This window comes from Candidatus Nitrosomarinus catalina, from assembly GCF_002156965.1.
In the GTDB taxonomy this organism is placed as follows: domain Archaea; phylum Thermoproteota; class Nitrososphaeria; order Nitrososphaerales; family Nitrosopumilaceae; genus Nitrosopumilus; species Nitrosopumilus catalinensis.
The window spans coordinates 1,282,036-1,300,317 of record NZ_CP021324.1 but is presented as its reverse complement, the minus strand read 5'-3'; the positions used below and the strand labels follow the sequence as shown (position 1 = coordinate 1,300,317).

Genomic DNA, 18,282 nt, shown 5'->3' with positions numbered 1-18,282 from the left:
CTAAAATGACTCCTGTTCTTCTCATCACTATGATCGGTTAAAGTGAATTACATTAACTGGAATAATAATAAATTGGTACATTCAATAAATGAACTAGAGAAATTTATAACAATCTTAATTATTTTTTGCAGTTAAAATTAAAACTTGCCAAGGAAAAACGATTTCACCATTCTTTTTTGTATATTGCAATGTTTTCTCTTTTACAGAATTTCTAAATTCTTTACGTTTAGAATATTCCAATGCATTTAGTTTTTCTTTTAGAGGTTTTGCAATGTATTTTATGTAATTCTTCCAATAATCTTCAAATTTTCCTGGATTGTAATTAAAAATAAATTCTTTTACAACAATATTTGAAAATCCAGCTTTCTTAACAATTGATTTTAATGCAGTTTTGTTTCCAAATCGGTCTAAATCTGGTGTACCTGGTGGAACATAATCTGGAATGTATTTTACAGCAGAATCTAAAATACTACTAAAAAATGGTACATTATCATTACTTCCATGAACTGAAATTCCTATTTTACCAGATTTTTTGAGACTATTTTTCATATTTTTTAATGCTTTTTGAGCATTAGGAAAAAAAAATAGTGCATATTGACAAGTAATAATATCGAATTTTTTTGAAAAAGCAAAATTTTCTGCATCAGTATTGATGAAATCTAAATTATTATTATTTTCATTCCATTTTTTTGCAATTTTAATTGCAGTAGTTGACGTGTCAATTCCTACTACATATCCGCACTTGCCAATTTTTTTTTGTATTTGTTTTGTTACTACTCCTGTTCCACATGCAACATCTAATACCAAATTTTTTTTATCAATTTTTACAATATCAATTAATTTTTTTGTACTTTGAAATGGACCTTTATTCACACTTGCCCATCTTTTATGATATCTTGGAGCAACCTCGTTCCAAATTTTCATATTTCTTTGCTTATATTTAGAATGAATTATTTTCATTATAATTTTAATTCAATTTGTTTTTTTATAATTTTTGCAATTTTTTCTTTTTTCATCCAACCTGACACAATACTTCTTTTTGAATCTACAACTATAATTTGATTATTTTGAGAATTTTTTTTGTATCGTTTTGTTCCAATATCATTAGCTATGATTAAATCAGATGATGAATCTTTTAATTTTCTTTTTGCTGATTTAATTAATTGAATATTTGTAACATTTGTTTCAGCTTTAAAACCAACAAGTAGAACATTTTTCTGTATTTTTTTAATATCATCAATAATTTTAGGTGCTTTTTTGAGATTAATTGTGAGGTTTGTATTTGAACTTTTAATTTTCTTTTTACTTGGATTTTTTGGAACATAATCTGATATTGCAGCAGCCATAATGACAATATCGAATTTATTTTTCAATTCTTTTTTTACTGCAGTGTGCATTTCTTTACTTGTTACAACATTGATAATTTTAGCACCTTTTGGTGGTTTTTCATTTCCTGGTCCATAAACAAATGTAACTTTTGCACCTGAAGACACTAATTCTTTTGCTAAACTTACTCCTGTTTTACCTGAGCTTTGGTTTGTTATTGCCCTTATAGGATCAATTTGTTCAATTGTTGGTCCAGCAGTTATCAAGATTTTTTTGCCATGTAATTTTGATGATAAACCAAATTTCGTTAAAACATAATCAAGAACTTCTTCTGGCTCTGATACTTTTGCCTTTCCCTCAATCATGTTTGGTGTAATAAAATCTATTTTATTTTTTAGAAATGAAATATTTTTTTTTACTGCAGCATTTTCATACATTGATGCATGCATTGCTAAAGCCATTAGAATTGGTGTTTTAGATCCAAATCCTACTGTTAGTACTGTTGAAATTGGTGTATCATCAATACCATTTGCAAGTTTTCCTAATGTATTGGCAGTTGCAGGATAAACAATAATTAGATCTGATTTTTTATAATCTGCAATATTGATGTGCTCTAATTTACCTGTTAATTTTGTAATAACATCATTTCCAGTAGCCCATTTCATGTAATCTGGCTGAATCATTTTTGTTGAAGCACCACTCATTACACATGTAACTTTAGCACCATGTCTCATTAGTAATCTTGCTAATTCAATTGATTTGTAAGCTGCAACACTTCCGGAAACACACAAAACAATTTTTCTGCCAGAAAGTTCTGTTCCTTTTGATTCAACTATATCTAATGATGGATGTTCTAATTCTTTTTTAGTCAATGTGTTCCCTCAGTTTAGTATATTCTGACTCATCCATTTGAAATTCGTGTTCAATAGATGGAAATTTTTCTTCTTTAACTTCTACTGCATATGATTTTACGGCATTTCTTATTTCGTCAGATAAACATAGATATCTTTTTGCAAATTTAGGTTTAATTTTTTCAAATAATCCTAACATGTCATGAACAACTAAAACTTGTCCATCACAAAATTTTCCAGAACCAATTCCTATTGTAGGGACAGAAATTTTTTCTGTAATTATTCTTGCAACTTGACTGGAAACCATCTCTAAAACTATGCTAAATACGCCTGATTCTGTAATTATTTTTGCATCTTCAATTAATTCAATTGCACTCTCTTTTGTTTTTCCTTGAACTGTATATTTTTGAGCAGTTTGTGGTAATAGTCCTAAATGACCCATGACAGGAATCTTTGCCTCTGTAATCGATTTAATAATTTCTGCAACTTCTTTTCCACCCTCTAATTTTACAGCATCTGCACCAGCTTCAATTAATTTTAATGAATTTCTAATTGCATCATTCTCAGTTTTGTATGAATTAATTGGTAAATCTGAAACAATCAATGAATTTTTTCTTCCATTTTTTGCAGCAGTTGTAAATCTAATCATATCCTCCATAGTAACTGAAGAAGTATCTTCATATCCCAACATAACCATTCCTGCACTATCACCAACTAAAATTACATCAACTTGATCACATAATGCAACCATTGTTGAATCATACCCAGTTAAAACAGTAATTTTTTCTTTACCTTTCATTTCTAAAATGTTTTGAATATTTTTATACATTTTTTGCTTGTCTCTCTAAATTTTTTTTAATTTCTAAAATTGATACTTGAAGATTTTTTTTGTTATTATATTTAGAATTCCCCCGTATACTCTTTTTTGATTCTTTTACAAGTAATTTCATTGCACGTATTACGTTATCTACTATTGTAATGTCTGCTGTTTGGGCAGTTCTTGAAAGTGGATTTAAATCAAATGTAATGATCTTCTTTTTTGCTTTTTTTAATGCAATTGTTCTATCGCCATCTTCTAATGGAACTAATACAACATCTGCTGAAAATATTCCATTTTTATCTACAATTCTTCGTGCACTATCAATCCCTGATAATTTAATAGATGATTTTTTATTTAATCCAAAAATTTCTTTTGCACCTGATTTTTTTAAAATCTCAGTAATTGCTTTTTTACGTTTTTCAGTTGAATAAAACAAATTTACTTCAATTTTTGAATCTGTATTTTTTGCTAATTGAATAATTTCTTTTGGACACAATGCAGCAAAATTTCCATTAACTGAAATGACTGAATTTTCTGCATTTTTGAGCATAATTGCTGCAGCCTTTATTGCTTCTTTAGCTGATTTTGAAGTTTTTTCACCTATGAGATAATCAAATGCCTCGCCTCGTCCGTGAGCTAAAAGTCCCTCTTTGGCAACCAAATTGTTGTCAAATCCATTTACTAATTTTTCACGAATTAAAAGAGAATTTAATCTTGGATGTGATTTGGGAATTGTAGTCATATTTTTTAATTATTAAGAATTCTAGCACCTACATCATCTAATTTTGATTTTATAATTATTCCATCCGAAAATTTTTTTAAGATTTTTAAAACATTTTCTTCGTTTTCTTTTGGAATCATTGAAAAAATTGTTTCGCCAAATAATGCTATACCACATTTAATATTATTATTTGATAATTCATTGACTACTTTTTGCATTCTAGGTGTCATCACATTTACATATTTTGCAAATTCTAAAGACATTTCTTGAAAATGTTCATAATTCTTTGATTCCAATAATTCATTGACCATTTTTCCACCAAGACCATTAATTTCTGATAATCTTTCTTTGATAAATTTACTTGTTGAAATTGGAGAAAAACATATCATGATTATAGAAATTTTATTTAAATTAATTTTTTGAACATGTCCAATTCCTGGTGCACCTGGTTTGTCTCTAATTTCAAATCCACCATGATATGATGCTAAAACGTCTCCTAATCCTGTTTTACATTCTATTTCAACATCATGTGCTATTTGTGCAACTTCAATTCTAGATAATTTAGATTTTAATGCATCATTTAATGCAATTGCAAGTGATAATGCAACTGCTGCACTGCATCCAAATCCATATCCAACAGGAACTTCAATTTCGTGTATAATATTTACAAATTTCCCTTCTGCCGAAAATTTGCTTAGAATTAATTCTGACACTTTCATATCTCCTGATTCAAAACCATTGACTTTGATTGTAAAATTTGAAATGTCATGTTTTGTTTTCTCTCTAACTGTAACTGTAGTTTTTACACCTTTTTCTATGGAAAATCCTGCACCCAGTGAGCCTAATTGTTTTGAATCTTTTTTGCTTAATTCAGCCTTAAAGAAACCTGTGATGTGGGCTGGACAAAATGCTGTTGCCATAATGATCAAATTTGAGATATTTGGAAAATATTAATACTTGGCTTAAATAATTTAAATTAATATAAATTGACTACGTTCACTCGACGCCTACAAAAAATTGGTAGCAGTATTCTTGTTTCTCTTCCAAAAGAATGGATTGATGCAAATGAACTAAGTAAAAGTAATCAAGTTGAAATCGAAACAAATCAAAATAATCTCTCAATTAGAACACAACTAAGTAAGAGGCCTTCAAAAGAAGTTGAAATTTCATATCCTTTATCAGAAGGTGAGGGTATTGTGCCAACAATTACAGGTGCGTATCTTTTAGGATTTGACATAATACGTATTGTGGGAAAATCCTCAATCTCAATTAATGATAGAGAAAATGTTCGTGGTTCAATGAGAAAATTAGTTGGACTAGAAATTATTGACGAAGATGCAACAAATATCTCCGTTCAATTCTTACTAGATGAAACATCAATCAATCCACAAAATATCTTAAAACGAATGAGTTCAATTGCACTTGGAATGTTTAATGATGTTGTATTAGCATTAAAAAATGGGGATAAAACAAATCTTGAAACAATTGCAAATCGTGATGCTGAAATTAATAGACAATATTTTCTTCTTGTAAGATTAATTCGAAGTACTATAATGGATACTAGACTAGCTGGAATTTTTAATTTAGAAAATATTGATATTCTTGATTACAGAATTGCTGCAAACACGCTTGAAATAGCAGGTGATACAGTTGTAGAATTATCTAAATCACTGATTAAATCAAATTTATCTAAAAACGAATTAAAAAAATTATATGATTTTGCAAAAGACATAGACGAAATACAAATTAAATCAATTGATTCATTTATTTCTAATAATAGAATGCTTGCAATTAATGCAATTAGATTACAAAAAACTAACTCTGCAAAAATTACAAAAATACGTTCCTCTTTAGAAAGTGAGAAGCAAATATCTTTGCCATTGTTTGATTTGATCTATATGTTTGAAAAGATTTTACAATCCTGGTCTGATATTACTGATTTGGTTAAACCAAGTTATCAATAAAATATTATTATTTTTAATGAATACTTGTGAAGAATAATTACAATAATTTTTTCTTTGCAGCGTAAACCATTACTGCACAAATTGTTTTGGAATCAATAATTTTTCCAGATTTTATCATTCCAATTAATTTTTTAATATCCATTTTTACAACAGTAATGAATTCATCATTATCTAATTTTAAATCAAATTTCTTTTTTGTACCTGATGCTACAAAAATATGAATTTCTTCTTTGTTATAGCCTACTGATGGAAAATATGAAATTAATTTAGTCATTTTTTTGGCTTCATATCCCGTTTCCTCAATTAATTCCCTATAGGCACAATCAATTGGTTTCTCTTTTTTTTCTAAAGTACCGGCTGGAATTTCTAGAATATAACCATGTGGATATCGATGTTGTTTAACTAGCAAAACTTTACCTTTTTCATCAAAAGCAAGCATTGCAGCAGCACCTGGATGTTCAATAACTTCTCTACGAACTTTTCTATGCTCTACTTTCATATAATATGCATTTAATTCAAATAATTTTCCTTTGTACAGTTTTTCTTTTTTCACATTGTTTTTGAATACTGTTATTATTTAATTTGTTTGGTACGTCAAATGTAGTTTAGATGATTTTTTAAAATCTATAATTGTCTTTTTTATCCAGTTATCGTAAAATGAAATCTTTTTAGGAATAAATAGATCTGCAGATTTAATATTTTTAAGATTTCTGACTTTTTGTGTTAGTTCATCTATTTTGTAAATATTATTACTATACAAAAATAAGACAATTTGATTTTTTGCAATAAAAGGAATTTGTAAATATGCATTAGAAAATTCTTTATTCATTCTTTCTAATGTTTCTTTTAAATCCCCTTCAATCCATGTGATGATTGCATATGGGATAAATTTTTTTATTTTTTTAGGATCATATACTGTGGTAAATTGAATTCCTTCATTTTTTTGTAATTTGTCAATACATCTTGTAATTGTTTTTGTTGACATTCTTGTATTTTTTGCAAGAGTTTCAATTTTTTCTCTAGGATCTTTTATTAATTCATCTAAAATTTGTAAATCTGTTTTTGTTAGATTTGTTTTAAATCCTGGATTTTCTGCTTCAAAGATTGATAATACTTTAAAATCCTTCATTAGTTTTTTCGCAAGTTCGATTTTTTGTTCTAAATTTTCTTTTACAATTATACTACAAACTGTAATTCCACCAACACAAGGTGCCACAAAATGAGGTTCTCCTACTAAGCTAACTTGTTCTAATACTTCTTTCATATTTTCTCCTGATATTACAAAATACAACACACCGTATCCTAAGACTGGTGGTTCAACTTTCACTACAAATTTTTCAATAATCTCTAGTTTCTGCATTTTACGTATCCTTGAGTTAACAGCTCCTCCAGACATTCCTAATTCTATTCCTATTTGCCTGTCAGATTCTCTACAATTGTTTAATAATCTACTTAGAATCTGTATATCAAAATTGTCCATTTTATCACTTATTGTGACTCCATAAAATATAGAAATAACTAATATGATATAAAATTGTCTGTAATTTAGCACTAGGAAAGATATATGTTAAATATCAGACTTTTTGAATTATTTCATGGATTACCGAATGAAATTAGCAAAAAGAATGCTTTTCAACAAAAGAGGTAGTTTGATCGGTGCAGTTTTAGCTGTAACAATCGGAATTTTAGTTATTCACGTAAATTTTGTAATTTTTCAGGGACTTTTTGATGCAATTGTTAGAGATATCAGTGAATATCGTAATGGCGATATTCTTGTAACCAATGAAGATGACTACATCGATAAATCTGATTCGTCTATTGTAAGTTGGTTTGAAAGAATTTCTTATGTTGTAGCGGCGACTCCCCGGCTTTCAGCAACAGCAGAAATGGAAATAACAAAGAATGGAAATTTAATTGAAAAAACTAGAATACCTGTAGTGGGTGTTGATCCATTCAATGACATTAGAGCATCAACTGTTCATGAAACTGTCACAGAAGGAACTTATGTTTTCTCAAGAAATTCTATTGTTTTAGGAAATACTGTTTCAAATGATCTTGGAGGAGCTGTAGTTGGTGATAATGTCAAAGTTACAATTATTGATAGATGGGGTGAAGAACAAACAAAAAGATTTACTGTATCTGGAATTGCAAAATCACCAGGTGGTCAAGGATTTGATTATAGTGCAGTTATACATATTGACACATTACGTGATATGACAAATAGAGAAGGTCAGACAGGATCAATTATGGTAAAATTAAATGATCCAACTAAAGCATTTGAAGTCAAAGAATTCTTCCTACTATCATTTCCAAATGATGATTTTCTAGCAGAAACTATTGAGGAATCTGCTGAACAACAACTTGCTGGTTTTAGATCTGGTATTGCAATGATTAACATGATTGGTTACTTTGGAATGATGTCCTCAGCATTTGCAATTGTCACAATTCAAATGATGTTAGTAAATGGAAAAACTAAGGAAATTGGTGTAATGAGAGCAATTGGTGCAAAAAGAAAAGATATTTTGATAATTTTTATTTTTCAAGGTATGTTAATTGGGGCAATTGGTGCTGGAGTTGGAACTGCTACTGGATTAGGATACACAATTTACGCAAAAGAAACAAAAATGTCTTTCAATAACAGTTTGCCACTTGAAGTTAGTTACAATTGGGAAAAAATTATTCAAACAGCTCTGGCATCATTCATCTTAGCCATCATTGCTTCACTATACCCATCGTATAGAGCAACAAAATTACTACCTGTGGAGGCGATGAGAACTGGCTAAAGTACTTGAAGTTAATCATTTAACCAAAATTTATGGTGACGGAGACAATGAAGTTAAAGCTCTAGATGATGTATCTTTTTCAATTGAAAGAGGTGATGTTGTTTTAATTGTTGGAAGTTCAGGATCTGGAAAATCTACATTATTGAATATGATTGGGCTTTTAGATAGCCCAACAAATGGTGAAATTTTCATTGATGAAACAAATACTACTAGTCTTAATGATGATCAAATTTCTTCTTTCAGAAATAAGAAATTAGGTTTTATTTTTCAATTTTCTAACCTTTTATCTGATCTTTCAGTTTTAGAAAATATATTATTGCCAATACAAATTGCTGGAACTAATTCAAGTTCTGAAAAAGAAGCTCGAGATTTACTTAAAGCAGTTGGTTTAGAGGATCAAGTCCAAAAACGAGCCAATAAAATCTCAGGTGGACAAGCTCAAAGAGTAGCTATAGCAAGAGGCTTAATCAACAAACCTTCAATTGTTTTAGCTGATGAACCAACAGGCAATCTTGATTCAGTAACATCACAACTAATTGTTGATTTGATGAAATCAATGGCAAAAAAACTTAATCAAACTTTTGTAATTGTTACTCACGATAGGCATCATTTTGGTGATGTTGATAAAGTTATTACAATTAAAGATGGTAAAGCATTTGAAGATGAAGAACATTCAACAATGGAGATTACTGTATAATGAATTCTAAATTGCTATTAACTTTATTTTTAATTGGACTTTCCCCATTGTTTATTTCATCTTCATTTGCTGATTGGAAAGATGGACCAATACAATCTGGAAACTTTGGTGATTCAGCATTTGAAAGAGATTTTGGCGATGTAAAATTATTAGATGCATATTTTGGTACACTGAATAGCAAAATAGAAGTTGGTAGTGGGGATAACAATGTTCCATTTACAATTGAATTTGCTAATGTAGGAACTCAGGATATTACTGGAATTGAAGGAAAACTCTCATTACCATTTGGATTTTCAGGTTCAGATGGACCTGGTTCAACAATTGATGCTAACACCAACACTAATTCTTTAGCTGGAACAAATTTCCATTTGACTTTTTATGTAAATATTGATGAAAATATTGACATTCAACAATATTCTGGAACTGTTAAAGTTGATTATTCCAGATTAAGAGAGTCGGGTGTTAGATCATCATTTTCTACTTTTGACTTTAAAGTAACTGGAGATAGTACAATTAACGTTAGAGCATCTGAAACATTTCTTACTTCATTGAAATCAAATAATATTCTAATAGATATTGTTAATGATGGAACTGCACCAATGTCTGCAGTTGATGTTACTATAGATAATGCACAAACATCACTTTCATCTAATACCGCATCTATTACAAATATTGAGAATGTTTTGATTCTTGAGTCTAGTTGGGATTTGGGAAATATTGGTGCAAAATCATATGATTCCTTTACTGCTGATGTTTATGTCCCTGAATCATTGAAAGGTGATACTCTTCGAATTCCATTATCTATTACATATTATAATACACATGGTGATAAAGAAACTATTTCAAAAATTCTTGATTTCTACATTCGAGGTTTGATTGATCTTACTGTTTTCAATGTAAAAGTCATTGAATTATCTGGAACACAAATGGTAATTGGTGAAATAATCAATGAAGGAAACGAAGATGCATTATTTGGTTTTGTAACTCTTAATGCCAACGATAATTCTAACATTAAATCTAATACTCAATTTATTGATGAAATCGAAACAGATGCACCAGTTCCATTTAATATTCCAATAGAATTTGAGGGTGAACCAGAATATGGTGAGCATGATGTTACAATTACTGTAAGATACAAAGATAGTGTAAGGGATGAAATTTTCCTTCCCTATGAAACTACAATTTTAGTTAATGAAATTTCTCCTGTTGAAGAAGATAGTTTTAATTCTGGATATGTGGCAATTCCTATAATAATTGTAATTGGAATTGTGGTCTTTATGATTCGTAGGCGTAAAAATAAGAACAATCAAAAATAATAACTAATTTTAAATCAGGAAAAATAGTATGGTGATGAAATGAAACTGAGATTAACAATTATTATTTTAATTATAACATTATCTGTAGGAAGTTTAATAATTGCAACAGGTTTTATTTCAAATTCTAATTATGCAGAATTTTCCAAAATGTCTGATCAATATGATAATTTATTAAAATATAAAAATGAATTAGAAAAAATTAATCAATACAATCAAAAAATTTTAAACGAATTAGAAAATAAAATTAAAAATTCTGATGATGTCAATATCAATCAAATAAATAATGAAATTGAAGTTTTAAAGCAAGTCATAAATGAAAATAAATTAGAATTAGAGCAGATAATTACTAAATTATCTGAAATAGAAACAGATCCTTGAACTTAATTTTTCTAAATTCATATAGTAATTAATTATTTGATAATTATTGCAAAATCATAGAAAACTAACTTTTATTGGAGTAATTTTTTTGATATTAACTTTTGCGATTAATTACTATCACGAACAAAACCATCCTGATATGGAATTTAATTATGCATATATTCCTGGAATTATAATGTTAATTTCATTTGGTGCTAGTTTTATTTTATTTACAAAAAATAATTTGTAAAATTAAATTAATGAGAATTAATTACTATGGAATCAAAACTAGGCACATTTTTTTTTGATCTAGGATTATAAGCAATTATTGTATATTCATCTTATGCCTGGTGATGAAATTGAAGTTCCTAAAGAGTTACGTGAATTCATGCTTGAAGAAGCAGAAGAAACAATCCTTGGACAAAAAAATGGAGCTCTAAAACAATATCGTTATGGAAATTTGCATATCAGAGAATATGATGATAAATTTTTAGTTCATACAGATAAAATTGATCCTAGAGTAAACCCCATTGGTCATTTAGTTTATGATGCTCCTGAAGTATTAATTGGAATTGCTTGTGGAATATTCAGTGGAATAAACACTGCAAAAAATCTATCATCTAAAAACTCTAAAAAATTATCCATAGCTAATGTATTAGCATCTTCATTAATGTCTGGATATCTGGCATATGAGACAACTAAGAAAATAAAAAAACATTTGGAGTGATTTTATGTATGCCATTAGAACCGTAAAAATTTTGATTAAACTTTTGCCATCTATTTTGGCATTGCGTAAAGACAGAAAGAAATGGATCAATCAAAATAAAAATGAAATTGATCCAACTCAATTTAAAAAAAATGCAACTAAAGTTCTTGAAACTTTTATTTCATTGGGGCCAGTTTACATAAAATTAGGACAATGGTTATCATCTAGAGCAGATATTTTACCACAACCATATTTACAAGAATTATCAAAATTACAAGATAGTGTACCTGCTGCTCCTTTTGAACAAGTAAAACCAATAATTGAAAAAGATATTGGATTGATAAATGAAAAATTTGATAATATTGATCCAACTTCTATTTCAGGAGCATCATTAGGACAAGTGTATAGAGGGTCAATTTCTGGTCAACAAATAGTAATTAAAGTAAAAAGACCCGGAATTGAAAAAGTAGTTGAAAAAGATCTTAAAATTCTAAAAAAAATACTGCCATTGGCATTAAGATTTGTTGATTCAAATTTAAGATACTCAGCCAAAACAATGCTCTCACAATTCATTGAAACAATTCATGAAGAATTAGATTATACTAATGAATCCAAAAATCTTAAAGAAATTAAAAATGATATGGCAAACAATTCTAAGGTAATTGTACCCTCAGTTTTTGATGACTTTTCTTCAAAAAATGTACTTACCATGGAATATTTGCCTGGAATTAAAGTCACAAATGTAGAAGCCCTAGATAAAAAAAACATCGATAGACAACAATTAGTCATTGACGTTCATCAGATTTTTTTCACAATGCTTTTGAAACATTCAATTTTTCATGCAGATCCGCATCCAGGAAATATTTCAGTTACTGATGAAGGAAAATTAATTCTATATGACTATGGAATGGTTGGAAGAATAAATAACAAAACACGAATTAATTTAATCCGATTGTATCTTGCACTAGTGGAAAAGAATCCCTCAAGAGTAGTTTCTGCAATGGATGATCTCAAAATGTTAACTCCTGATTACAATAGATCGGTAATTGAAAAAGGAATTGAATTATCAATTCGTTCTATGCATGGTGATAAACCTGATGAAATGGAAGTGGAAAGTTTGATGGAATTAGCAAATAAAACTATGAGTAAATTTCCATTTATCTTACCAAAAAATTTGGCATTATATTTGAGAATGGCTTCAATTATTGAAGGAATTTACAAAACACATGACGTTGATTTTAAATTTTTAAAAGTTTTAAAAAATATTTTAGAACAAGAAAATTTAATCACAGGTGCATATCTTGAAGAATTAAAAATTTCTTTTGATAGTTTTCTAAAATCAATCAATTCAACTTTGAGAGTTGGTTCAGATATGGAGAAACTAATGAATGAAGTTGAAGTATATATGAAAAAACGTAAACCAGTTGTGTTGATTAGTGGAAGTATTTTTTCTTCTGCTATTTTCATTGGTTCTGTGTTATTATTTCAATCAAATGAATATTTTGGAACAATTGGAATGATTAGTTCTGGTATTATTATGGGAATATCTGCATTACTACGAAAATATTAGATTATTCAATTGTAATATTTTTTGATTTTTTAGTTACTGGAATTACCAACACTAAAACACCATCTTCATATTTTGCTGATTCAATTTTTTCTTCACCTTCTTTAATTTCAATTGGCAATCTAATTTTTTTATTAATCATGTTTGGTCGCTGATTTGAAATTAATGTTTTTGAATCTTTTTCATCCATAACTTTTTTAGCCTTTATAGAAAGAATATCGCCGCATAAAGTTAGTTTGATATCTTTTTTTGAAAATCCTGGAATATCGATTACCACTTTAAGATTTTCATCAGTTAGATGCATATCTATTGGCGGTAAAACAAATTCATAAAATTCTCTAGATTTGTTTCCAATTTCTTTCATCATTTCTTTCATTAATCCCATTTTGTCATAAGTGGTAAATTTTTAGATATAAACCTTGACTGATTATTTATCAAAACTAATTTTTAGGAAAATAATGAGAGTGCGAAAACACCCCCTACAATCATTACAGAGATTAATAGGCTAATTACCAGAATTTTTGGTTTTATGGATGGTTTAGTGAATTCTCGGATATAGCCACACTTTGAACAAACCATGTGATTTTCTTTATTTTTGAAAGTATGAGTACAAGACATAGTTTGATTTTTGATTCATTTGTTTTAAATCTTGAATTTATGCCTGATTATTTTGATAAATTATTGATTTGATATCATCACACATATCATTGTCTTGATAGATTTTTAATCAATTAATTCCTCTGTTTGGATAGCTTATGATAATTGTCATTGAAGGTGGAGATCAGGCAGGAAAATTGACTCAGTCAGTTTTATTACAAAAATTTCTTAGAAAACAAAAAATCAAAACAAAATTATTTCATTTTCCTGATTATGAAACTCCAATAGGTAAAGAAATTAGAAAGTATCTAGATGGAAAACGTAAATTTCCCCCACAAGTAATTCATTGTCTTTTAGCAGCTAATAGATGGGAAAAATTTGATGAAATAATAAAATCAAAAGAAAAAAATTCTGTTTTGATAATGAATAGATATTACCAATCTAACTTAGTTTATGGGCTAGCAAATGGTTTAAAACAAAAATGGCTTGAAAGTCTCGATGATGGTTTACCAAAAGCTGATCTTGTAATATTACTTGATGTTACACAGAAAGAATCTTTTTCACGTTCACCTCGAAATGAAAAAGGAAAAATTATGAAGAGAGATGAATTTGAAAAAAATGAACAATTTTCAAGAAAAATATCTAAACTTTATCGTACTACTGCAAAGAAAAAACATTGGAAAATCATTGATGCATCAAAAACTAAATTAGAAATTCATGAAGAAATTGTCAAAGCATTTTCAAAGAAACTGGGAATATGAAAAAAAATTACTTAGACATTATTGATCCAATTCATGATTTTATTCGTGTATATGATTATGAGCTTCCGATAATTGATAGTCCTCTTTTTCAAAGATTAAGACGTATCAAACAACTTTCTGGAGCACATTTGACTTACCCTTCTGCCCAGCATAGTCGATTTGAACATTCACTTGGTGTTATGCATATTGCTACTGAAGCAGGATTTGCATTAAATGAGAAGGAATTTCTAAATTCTGACGATGTTCAGATTTTACGCCTAGCAAGTCTTTTACATGACATAGGACATGGACCTTTCTCTCATTTATTTGAAGAAATAATTCAAGAAAAAAAAATTTCTCATGAGGATTTTGGTAAAAAAATAATTTTAAAATCTGAAATTGGTGATATTTTATCTAAAACTGGATTTGATAAAAAACTAATTGCACAAATCGCTTTTGGAGAATCAAAATTTCAATATCTCAATGAAATTGTCTCTGGGGCGTTAAGTGCAGACATGATGGATTATTTACTTAGAGATGGTTATTTCACTGGAGCTGAACATGCAAAGGTTGATCACAAAAGAATTACACAGTCACTTAGTGTACATAAGAAAAAAATTGCATTAGAACGTTCAGCATTGTATTCTTTTGAATCTATGATGCATTCTAGATATCAGATGTTCAAAGCAGTATATTTTCATAAAACAGTTCGTGCTGCAGAAGTCATGTTAATCCAAGCATTAAGATTATCTGATGATGAATTTGGTTTTACATCTTTTAATCTAAATGAATATGTAGAATTAACAGATGAATTTGTTTTATCATCTATCATTTCATCTAAATCTTCAAAACTCAAAAAAGCCAAAAAATTAGCTGAGGATTATCAAAATAGGAAATTACTCAAATGTGTATTTGAGAGAATTCTTACAAGCCAAAAAAATCTGAAAAAAACTAGGACAGATGAATTACGCCTTGAAATTTCAAAGAAATCTCATATTGATGAAAATGAAATCTATGTTGACAGTTCTGTCACTCCCTCTATCCCACTTGCACCATCAAAAAATGAATCCAAGTCAATAACATTAATTTCTACAGAAAATGGAAAAGCATCTGCAAAAGAACTCCCAATTTCAGAAATACCAGTGGTTTCAGCCATTTCAGGCTTTATGAACATACTTAGAATCTACACTCATGATAAATACAGGAAAAAAGTTGAAATTGCAGCAAAATCGATACTAGGTGATTTAGAATGAAGAAAAAAATTGTGATAAAACTATCTGGAAGAGTTTTTGGTATGGACAATGCCAAAATTATCCAAAAATACGCTGATTTTCTAATAAAAATTAGCAAATTTTGCCAACCAGTCGTAATTGCTGGTGGTGGAGTAATTGCACGACACTATATTTCACATGCCAGAAATTTTGATGCTGATGAATCAACATTAGATGAACTAGGAATTGAAATTTCAAGACTTAATGCAAAATTGTTAATTTATGCACTAAAAAATAAAGCATATTCACACCCTCCAACCACTTTACAAGAAGTTAAACACGCAGTTAATGATGGATTAATTGTAGTAGCTGGAGGTTTACATCCAGGTCAAAGTACTAATGGTACAGCTGCATTAATTGCTGAAAAAATTAAAGCAGAACAATTTCTTAATGCAACTGATGTTGATGGCGTTTATGATATGGATCCAAATAAATTCAAAAAAGCAAAAAAATTCAAAAGCATTGAACTGAAAAATCTGAAAAATATTTTGGTTCATGAGGATTCTGTAGCTGGAGGATATGATTTGATGGATATAGTTGCTCTAAAAATAATAGAACGTTCTAAAATTAAAACTAGGATTTTAAAAGCAGAACCAAAAATTATTGAAAAAGCCATTAAAGGTGGAAAAGTAGGAACTGAAATTATCTTACCTTCTAAAAAATAATTAAACTTGGTTTTGTATTGTAGGTCTAGTTTGAGACCAAATTTGAATTTCATTTTTTGAATATTCGGGGATTCCTGAATCCATGAGTTTTTTGAATATGGAAATAGCTTCTTCTTTTTCCACTGCCTTTGACTGAGCCTTAGTAAAGCCATCATTATCTACAATTACCGCAACATGTCCATCTTCTGATTCAATAACAGCTGTAAACTCTTCTTCTCCTACAGGAAAGAATTTTCCATCAATTTTTTTGGTTGTTAAAGTTAACATTGAAAATCCAGCAACATCAAACATTTTCATTTGTGATTTGCTTGCTCGTTGTTTTCCTTTTTGAACAGCTTGAAAATATTGCATAATTTTCCCCTTCTGGAATGGTATAATAACTATCTAATATTTGGTATATTTGAGGTAAATTAGTATGAATCCTAAAGTTTTCGTTTTTGCAGCAGTTTTAACTATTGTTGGAATTTTAGGCGCAATTGTATTGGTTGGACCTGATATGCAGGCTCCAAGTCAGGGAAATAATAATTCTGTTGAAAACGCTCCAACTATTGAATTACTACAAGTTGAGTTAGCTGATCTTTCTGTAACCAAAATAAATGAACGTTCAGCTACAATTGAAATAGCATTTGAAATTTTTAATCCAAATCCTAGAGCTGTAATTGTACAAACTATGGATTATAATCTATTTGAAACTGGTTTCTCTAGTTACGAGCAACTTGCTGGTGGAACTATTGGTAGTAGACCTGAAGGAATGGTAGAATTTGGTTCAAATTACTACACACTATTAGGTGATAATTCAATTGTTCTAAAAAAGAAAATGGTGATAAAAAATACTGCTTCTTCAAGTGAATTATGGGATTCATTGCAATCTGAATATGAGAATGGTGAATCCGGTAGCGCAAAATGGTGGGTTTATGGAACTGTTTACTTTAATCTAAGCTCAATGACAAGTGGACAAGAAAATACAGTTCCATTTGAATTCTTTAGATAGTATCATAAAATCTTATAATTATGATAATATGTTTTTAGAAAAAAATTATTGATATATGTTATAAAAGGACGTATGGTTATTTTTTATCAAATGGCAGAAGCAGGAATGGCAGCTTATGGCGCCGCAGCAGGTGTAGCAATCGCACTAGCAGTAGTGTGTTTCGCTCTTCGTGGTAAAGGACACCCTGAACCACTAGATTAATCCAACAAAGGAATTTTCCTTTGCAATATTTTTAATTTCTTTAACTAATCTTTGCCGCCGAATTTTCCTAAACCTAACATTTCTCCAATGTCGACATGTTTACTATTCTTCTTTTTCATAAAACATCTTTCAAAATATTGACATTCAGAACATTCTGTTGACGGTTCTAAAATTGGTGCTTTTTGTTCTTTGAGAAGATTATTTAGTACTCTTACTCTTCTAATGACTTCTTCAAACATTTTCTTACTTCGTGTGACAGAAAATGTTGTTTCCTTTCTATCTCCACTAACATATACAATAATTCCATCATGTTTATCATATATCCATAGACATGCATTAAGATATAGGACATCATTTGCAAGTGGATTTTCTATTTCTTTTTCTGCTGATCTAAAAATTAGTACAATATCATCAACGAGCATGTCTGTTTCTCCTTTTAGTTTGATATCTCCAATTTCGAATTCTTTAGGTTCACTTCCATACTTTTGTTTTCTTAATAATCCTGATAGAAGTTCATTGAATCCCCTTCTTTCTATTTCTAGAGGGTCAATTCGGTCAAAATATGAGCGTCTTAAACACTGAACAACTTCTTGTAAATGAATAGTTTGAAGATTTTCTGAATCTATGTCTAATTGTAATTCCCTTCCAATTGAATCCAAGGAATTTTGAATAATTGCTCTAAAATCTCGATCTCCCATCATGATAAATT

Annotated in this window: 23 protein-coding genes; 13 read left to right on the top strand and 10 right to left on the bottom strand. The window is 29.1% G+C overall.

Going from position 1 to position 18,282, the window contains the following annotated elements:
• Positions 1–114: 114 nt before the first annotated feature.
• From NMSP_RS07870 to NMSP_RS07850, 5 genes are read right to left on the bottom strand one after another with little or no spacing between them, the layout of a single operon-like run.
• Positions 115–960: a methyltransferase domain-containing protein gene (locus NMSP_RS07870; protein WP_086908222.1), complete on the bottom strand. Its 846-nt coding sequence runs from the start codon at positions 958–960 to the stop codon at positions 115–117.
• Positions 960–2,198: a bifunctional phosphopantothenoylcysteine decarboxylase/phosphopantothenate--cysteine ligase CoaBC gene (gene coaBC / locus NMSP_RS07865; protein WP_086908221.1), complete on the bottom strand. Its 1,239-nt coding sequence runs from the start codon at positions 2,196–2,198 to the stop codon at positions 960–962. The genes NMSP_RS07870 and coaBC overlap by 1 nt, the downstream gene beginning before the upstream one ends.
• Complete coding sequence (gene panB / locus NMSP_RS07860; protein WP_086908220.1) at positions 2,191–3,006, bottom strand: 3-methyl-2-oxobutanoate hydroxymethyltransferase; 816 nt, start codon at positions 3,004–3,006, stop codon at positions 2,191–2,193. The genes coaBC and panB overlap by 8 nt, the downstream gene beginning before the upstream one ends.
• A complete protein-coding gene (locus NMSP_RS07855; protein WP_086908219.1) occupies positions 2,999–3,739 on the bottom strand; it encodes a phosphopantothenate/pantothenate synthetase in 741 nt (246 codons plus the stop codon). Before NMSP_RS07855 ends, panB begins: the two co-directional genes overlap by 8 nt.
• A gap of 5 nt (positions 3,740–3,744) precedes the next feature.
• Entirely contained in the window at positions 3,745–4,641 is an 897-nt protein-coding gene (locus NMSP_RS07850) for a pantoate kinase (RefSeq protein WP_086908442.1), read from the bottom strand.
• Positions 4,642–4,704: 63 nt separating this feature from the next.
• On the opposite strand from NMSP_RS07850, the gene NMSP_RS07845 reads away from it, so the two are divergent.
• Positions 4,705–5,682 (top strand): phosphate signaling complex PhoU family protein, encoded by a 978-nt coding sequence (locus NMSP_RS07845; protein ID WP_086908218.1) that lies wholly within the window; start codon positions 4,705–4,707, stop codon positions 5,680–5,682.
• Between the two features lie 37 nt (positions 5,683–5,719).
• On the opposite strand, the gene NMSP_RS07840 is transcribed toward NMSP_RS07845, so the two are convergent.
• Both NMSP_RS07840 and NMSP_RS07835 read right to left on the bottom strand, forming a co-directional pair.
• Positions 5,720–6,235: an NUDIX hydrolase gene (locus tag NMSP_RS07840; RefSeq protein ID WP_086908217.1), complete on the bottom strand. Its 516-nt coding sequence runs from the start codon at positions 6,233–6,235 to the stop codon at positions 5,720–5,722.
• Positions 6,236–6,259: 24 nt separating this feature from the next.
• Positions 6,260–7,162, bottom strand: coding sequence for an AsnC family transcriptional regulator (locus NMSP_RS07835; RefSeq protein WP_086908216.1), 903 nt, complete (start codon positions 7,160–7,162; stop codon positions 6,260–6,262).
• 115 nt (positions 7,163–7,277) lie between these two features.
• Here NMSP_RS07835 and NMSP_RS07830 point away from each other — a divergent pair, with 115 nt between their 5' ends.
• The 7 genes from NMSP_RS07830 to NMSP_RS07800 all read left to right on the top strand — a co-directional run bounded on the left by NMSP_RS07830 (position 7,278) and on the right by NMSP_RS07800 (position 13,111).
• Positions 7,278–8,465 carry an ABC transporter permease gene (locus NMSP_RS07830; protein ID WP_192866171.1) on the top strand — a complete coding sequence of 396 codons (1,188 nt, stop codon included), beginning with the start codon at positions 7,278–7,280 and terminating at the stop codon, positions 8,463–8,465.
• Between the two features lie 106 nt (positions 8,466–8,571).
• A complete protein-coding gene (locus tag NMSP_RS07825; protein ID WP_264080407.1) occupies positions 8,572–9,162 on the top strand; it encodes an ABC transporter ATP-binding protein in 591 nt (196 codons plus the stop codon).
• Entirely contained in the window at positions 9,162–10,478 is a 1,317-nt protein-coding gene (locus NMSP_RS07820) for a COG1361 S-layer family protein (RefSeq protein WP_086908214.1), read from the top strand. The genes NMSP_RS07825 and NMSP_RS07820 overlap by 1 nt, the downstream gene beginning before the upstream one ends.
• A 39-nt stretch (positions 10,479–10,517) precedes the next feature.
• Positions 10,518–10,856, top strand: a complete 339-nt coding sequence (locus NMSP_RS07815) for a hypothetical protein (RefSeq protein ID WP_318779015.1) — start codon at positions 10,518–10,520, stop codon at positions 10,854–10,856.
• An 88-nt stretch (positions 10,857–10,944) separates the two neighbouring features.
• Positions 10,945–11,085 (top strand): hypothetical protein, encoded by a 141-nt coding sequence (locus tag NMSP_RS07810; RefSeq protein WP_225971278.1) that lies wholly within the window; start codon positions 10,945–10,947, stop codon positions 11,083–11,085.
• 93 nt (positions 11,086–11,178) lie between these two features.
• Positions 11,179–11,562, top strand: coding sequence for a hypothetical protein (locus NMSP_RS07805; protein WP_086908212.1), 384 nt, complete (start codon positions 11,179–11,181; stop codon positions 11,560–11,562).
• A 4-nt stretch (positions 11,563–11,566) separates the two neighbouring features.
• Positions 11,567–13,111, top strand: coding sequence for an ABC1 kinase family protein (locus NMSP_RS07800; RefSeq protein ID WP_086908211.1), 1,545 nt, complete (start codon positions 11,567–11,569; stop codon positions 13,109–13,111).
• A gap of 1 nt (position 13,112) precedes the next feature.
• Here the strand turns inward: NMSP_RS07800 and hsp14 are convergent, their stop codons facing one another.
• Positions 13,113–13,493 (bottom strand): archaeal heat shock protein Hsp14, encoded by a 381-nt coding sequence (gene hsp14, locus NMSP_RS07795; RefSeq protein WP_086908210.1) that lies wholly within the window; start codon positions 13,491–13,493, stop codon positions 13,113–13,115.
• A gap of 370 nt (positions 13,494–13,863) precedes the next feature.
• Between hsp14 and tmk the strand changes: the two genes are divergently transcribed.
• Genes tmk through pyrH form a run of 3 tightly spaced genes read left to right on the top strand, consistent with a single transcriptional unit; the run spans position 13,864 to position 16,381 of the window.
• Positions 13,864–14,466, top strand: coding sequence for a dTMP kinase (tmk, locus tag NMSP_RS07790; RefSeq protein WP_086908209.1), 603 nt, complete (start codon positions 13,864–13,866; stop codon positions 14,464–14,466).
• Positions 14,463–15,698, top strand: a complete 1,236-nt coding sequence (locus NMSP_RS07785; protein ID WP_086908208.1) for an HD domain-containing protein — start codon at positions 14,463–14,465, stop codon at positions 15,696–15,698. The genes tmk and NMSP_RS07785 overlap by 4 nt, the downstream gene beginning before the upstream one ends.
• Positions 15,695–16,381 (top strand): UMP kinase, encoded by a 687-nt coding sequence (gene pyrH, locus NMSP_RS07780; RefSeq protein WP_086908207.1) that lies wholly within the window; start codon positions 15,695–15,697, stop codon positions 16,379–16,381. Before NMSP_RS07785 ends, pyrH begins: the two co-directional genes overlap by 4 nt.
• On the opposite strand, the gene NMSP_RS07775 is transcribed toward pyrH, so the two are convergent.
• Complete coding sequence (locus NMSP_RS07775) at positions 16,382–16,732, bottom strand: hypothetical protein (RefSeq protein WP_086908206.1); 351 nt, start codon at positions 16,730–16,732, stop codon at positions 16,382–16,384.
• 64 nt (positions 16,733–16,796) lie between these two features.
• Here NMSP_RS07775 and NMSP_RS07770 point away from each other — a divergent pair, with 64 nt between their 5' ends.
• Both NMSP_RS07770 and NMSP_RS08730 read left to right on the top strand, forming a co-directional pair.
• Positions 16,797–17,372 carry a hypothetical protein gene (locus tag NMSP_RS07770; RefSeq protein WP_086908205.1) on the top strand — a complete coding sequence of 192 codons (576 nt, stop codon included), beginning with the start codon at positions 16,797–16,799 and terminating at the stop codon, positions 17,370–17,372.
• Positions 17,373–17,444: 72 nt separating this feature from the next.
• Positions 17,445–17,573 carry a hypothetical protein gene (locus tag NMSP_RS08730; RefSeq protein ID WP_264080394.1) on the top strand — a complete coding sequence of 43 codons (129 nt, stop codon included), beginning with the start codon at positions 17,445–17,447 and terminating at the stop codon, positions 17,571–17,573.
• A gap of 44 nt (positions 17,574–17,617) precedes the next feature.
• On the opposite strand, the gene NMSP_RS07765 is transcribed toward NMSP_RS08730, so the two are convergent.
• The gene (locus NMSP_RS07765) at positions 17,618–18,274 is read right to left on the bottom strand and encodes a Dna2/Cas4 domain-containing protein (RefSeq protein WP_086908204.1); all 657 of its coding nucleotides are present in this window, start codon (positions 18,272–18,274) and stop codon (positions 17,618–17,620) included.
• Positions 18,275–18,282 lie beyond the last annotated feature (8 nt).

Coding starts and splice junctions, on each gene's coding strand:
- tmk (WP_086908209.1), top strand. CDS start 13,864: ATGATAATTGTCATTGAAGGTGGAGATCAGGCAGGAAAATTGACTCAG.
- NMSP_RS07830 (WP_192866171.1), top strand. CDS start 7,278: ATGGATTACCGAATGAAATTAGCAAAAAGAATGCTTTTCAACAAAAGA.
- NMSP_RS07765 (WP_086908204.1), bottom strand. CDS start 18,274: ATGATGGGAGATCGAGATTTTAGAGCAATTATTCAAAATTCCTTGGAT.
- NMSP_RS07785 (WP_086908208.1), top strand. CDS start 14,463: ATGAAAAAAAATTACTTAGACATTATTGATCCAATTCATGATTTTATT.
- NMSP_RS07805 (WP_086908212.1), top strand. CDS start 11,179: ATGCCTGGTGATGAAATTGAAGTTCCTAAAGAGTTACGTGAATTCATG.
- panB (WP_086908220.1), bottom strand. CDS start 3,006: ATGTATAAAAATATTCAAAACATTTTAGAAATGAAAGGTAAAGAAAAA.
- hsp14 (WP_086908210.1), bottom strand. CDS start 13,493: ATGGGATTAATGAAAGAAATGATGAAAGAAATTGGAAACAAATCTAGA.
- NMSP_RS07870 (WP_086908222.1), bottom strand. CDS start 960: ATGAAAATAATTCATTCTAAATATAAGCAAAGAAATATGAAAATTTGG.
- NMSP_RS08730 (WP_264080394.1), top strand. CDS start 17,445: ATGGTTATTTTTTATCAAATGGCAGAAGCAGGAATGGCAGCTTATGGC.
- NMSP_RS07855 (WP_086908219.1), bottom strand. CDS start 3,739: ATGACTACAATTCCCAAATCACATCCAAGATTAAATTCTCTTTTAATT.
- NMSP_RS07800 (WP_086908211.1), top strand. CDS start 11,567: ATGTATGCCATTAGAACCGTAAAAATTTTGATTAAACTTTTGCCATCT.
- pyrH (WP_086908207.1), top strand. CDS start 15,695: ATGAAGAAAAAAATTGTGATAAAACTATCTGGAAGAGTTTTTGGTATG.
- NMSP_RS07815 (WP_318779015.1), top strand. CDS start 10,518: ATGAAACTGAGATTAACAATTATTATTTTAATTATAACATTATCTGTA.
- NMSP_RS07820 (WP_086908214.1), top strand. CDS start 9,162: ATGAATTCTAAATTGCTATTAACTTTATTTTTAATTGGACTTTCCCCA.
- NMSP_RS07835 (WP_086908216.1), bottom strand. CDS start 7,162: ATGGACAATTTTGATATACAGATTCTAAGTAGATTATTAAACAATTGT.
- NMSP_RS07775 (WP_086908206.1), bottom strand. CDS start 16,732: ATGCAATATTTTCAAGCTGTTCAAAAAGGAAAACAACGAGCAAGCAAA.
- NMSP_RS07770 (WP_086908205.1), top strand. CDS start 16,797: ATGAATCCTAAAGTTTTCGTTTTTGCAGCAGTTTTAACTATTGTTGGA.